2 protein-coding genes are annotated in these 3,007 nt (G+C 55.4%); both read right to left on the bottom strand.

The features are described 5' to 3' along the window. The coding region (locus ACFFAR_RS29515; RefSeq protein WP_375509048.1) for a type I secretion system permease/ATPase at positions 1–1,229 on the bottom strand (1,229 nt) is incomplete at its 3' end. Between the two features lie 2 nt (positions 1,230–1,231). Then, positions 1,232–2,578, bottom strand: coding sequence for a TolC family outer membrane protein (locus ACFFAR_RS29510; RefSeq protein ID WP_375509047.1), 1,347 nt, complete (start codon positions 2,576–2,578; stop codon positions 1,232–1,234). Between the last annotated feature and the right edge of the window lie 429 nt (positions 2,579–3,007).

The following is a 3,007-nucleotide window of genomic DNA, read 5'->3' as shown; positions in this document are numbered from 1 at the left end:
AAGAGTTCAACATCCTGTGGGACATAGCCCAGATGACGTCCCAGCGTATCACGCGGCCAATTGGCAATGTCGGCGCCGTCCAAGCGCACCGTGCCTGATTGCGGCTCCCACAGGCCGGCCAGAAGCCGCAGAAGTGTTGATTTTCCGGACGCGCTCGAGCCGACAATCACGAGCAGTTGGCCGGGGTCGAGGGAGAATTGAATTCCCTTAAGAAGTAGGCGCCCACGTTGATCGTTGACGCTGCGACTGCTGAAAGTCAGTGCGTCCACAGTAAGCCGGCCCTTGGGCGGAGGTAGCTCGATAGCGCTGCGTCCAACCGTCCAACGATATAGTGCATTGAGACGGTCCCAACCCTGCCGAACCTCTGTAAGCTGCTTCCAGCTTCCAAGCATTTGCTCAACTGGGGCGAGTGCTTTGCCTAGCAATATTGTGGTGGCAAGCATGACTCCCCCCGTTGCATATTGGTTGATAACAAGCCATGCACCAACCGCCATCATCACAACCTGAATGGCCTGACGCAGCGCCTTGCTGACATTTTTGTTCAACATGGACGTGTCGGTGACTTGCTCCTGCGCGTCTAGATCCAGGCTTCGCCGGACTGCCCATGCGTCAATTACGGCAGCGTTCATGCCAAGCACAGTCACAATTTCCGCGTTGCGCCCAATCTGAGCGGCGATCTGGTCCGTTTCGCGTTGACGTGCCATGTATGAGCGCACTCCGCCCCTGGTCGATCTGTCGTTGAGTAATGTCAGGCAGACCAAAATGATCGCGCTTCCCACCGCAATCAGACCGAGCGACCAATGGAAAAGGAACATGAGCGCTAGGTAAAACACAAGCCAAGGCATATCAAGAAGCGCAGTCACTCCCGCACCCGAAAGGAATGCACGAAGAGCGGCCACGTCCTGAGACGTAGCAAGATCCGGCCGGGGAGTTCGTCTTGCCAGCATATCGACGCGGGCCTCGAGAGCTAGTCGGTCCAACCGGTCCGCGAGTTGCCGGCCGAGATCGGTCAACACGCGGCTGCGGACAACTTCCACTGCAAACGTCATGAACAACGCGATCGTCATGAATATCACTAGCATTACCAATGTTTCGAGGCTGCGGCTTGGCAAAACACGGTCGTAAACCTGTAATAGGTACAACGTAGGCGCCAACACGAGAAGATTGCTAGCAATGCCGAAGAACGTTGCGACCAGCAGATGCCGCTTTATTGCCTGAAAAATTGTCATATTTACTTTTCGGAAGCGCCGGCCTGTTTGCCTTCGCGCGCGTCAAGCTGTGCAAGCGTCGACTCGTCAAGCTGCGCCACACTTGCCTTGAGGCGAAGGAACTGCACTAGCGTGTCATAACGTGCGCTGGCTAGGTCGCGCCTTGTTCGAAATAGCTTGTCTTCGGCGTCGAGGACGTTAGCGTTGATACGCACTCCAACACGAAAACCTTTACGGTCGGATTGCAGGGCCGTTGCGGCGGATCGCTCTGCAGTCTGCAGTGCGGCAATTTGAGCTAGCCCTTCGCTCACGCCGAGAAAGGCCTGTTTAGCATCAAGTGCAGCCGAGCGGCGCGCATCCTCCAAGTCGTCTTCGGCCTTGTCTCTGAGCGCGAGTGCTTCCCGTTTTTTACTCAATGTTGAAAGACCGTCGAAAAGCGGAATGCTGATCTGGATTCCGATCTCGCCCGACGATGCGCGGTGCGCACCGGTGTAGAAGTTCGTTTGTCCGTTGATGAACGCCGCGTTGCCGTTACTCGCATTGCCGACTAAAGAAACACTCGGCATGTAGCTCGCGTCCACTTTGCTGACCTCTCGCTTCGCAATTTCGAGCGCAATCTGCTGTTGCCGTACGTCCAGCCCAGATATCTGTGCATCCGATTCCCACACCTCGGACGAACCGGGTGTAAAGGTCGCCAAGCTAGTGCTTGCGTCGAGCTGTTCAATTGCGTCGACGGAGTGCCCGACTATCTTGCGCAGCGCAGCGTAGCGCCTAGCAAGTTCCCCCTGCGCCTTGACCAAATCGGCATGTGCGGAATCGGCCGCCGCCTGTGCCTCGTCCAGATCGACGACGGTCGCTGCGCCGAGCGTAAAGCTCCGTCGAGTCAGTTCCAACTGTTCGTTGACCGAACGCAGATGCTCCTGCGCAAGCACAAAGCCATCTCTCGCCGATAGTGAATCAAAATACGCTTGTGCTACTCGCAGAAGGATATCCTGCTTCGCGCTAGCGAAGATGAAGCCGGCACCAATAACCGAGAGTTTACTTTCCTGATAGGACTCCCAATCATCCCACTTAAATAAAGACTGATTTAGCGATAGCGCTGCGCCCACCGTGGAATAAGGTGCAGCTGGTTGCCCCGGTACATGGATCGCATTTTTGAAATCGGACTGGGTGAGGCCGAGGTGTGGAAGCAGCGCTGCTCGCGCCTCGGGTTCTTTTTGCAAACCCGCGCGATATGACGCTTCGGCACTCGCAAACGTGGCGTCATGTGCCAAAGCGTCATCAACCAATTCGGACAGCCTTGCCGCGTGGGTAGTCACGGTCGAAAATGACAACGCTAAAAGCCCAGCGGTCAGCGCAGATGAACGCAAGCGACTGAGGCGCCCACGCTCAGTCGAACGTCGTTCCGTATAACTCGTCCGAAGCATCATAAGCAACCAGCCATTTGGCCGGCCGACTCGGCGAGCGCTGTAACGCGCGCCCGATAAATTTCGTTCGCAATGTGCGGCAACGTTTTTTTAGTATAGGAGCACAGACGGCACCCTGTCGCATGGCGAATTTGTCTCATAGTTCTATCTCTTGCTCAGCGTCCAAGGATGGCGCCGATCCCCAAAGAGTGACCGGCGCACTATCTTTGAATTGAATGTTTAATCAAGTTTCACAGGTGCAGACGGCTTGAAAAATCGGAGAACTCCTAATTCGCATTTTAAAAAAATATGTATGGCAATCGGAATATTTTAGAAAGGCGAACGCATTGCCAAGCTGGTGCGCTTTGCATCGACGCATACGGATTCGTCGGA

This window comes from uncultured Caballeronia sp. (genome assembly GCF_964243625.1).
In the GTDB taxonomy this organism is placed as follows: Bacteria; Pseudomonadota; Gammaproteobacteria; order Burkholderiales; family Burkholderiaceae; genus Caballeronia.
This window is presented reverse-complemented; position numbering and strand designations above follow the sequence as displayed.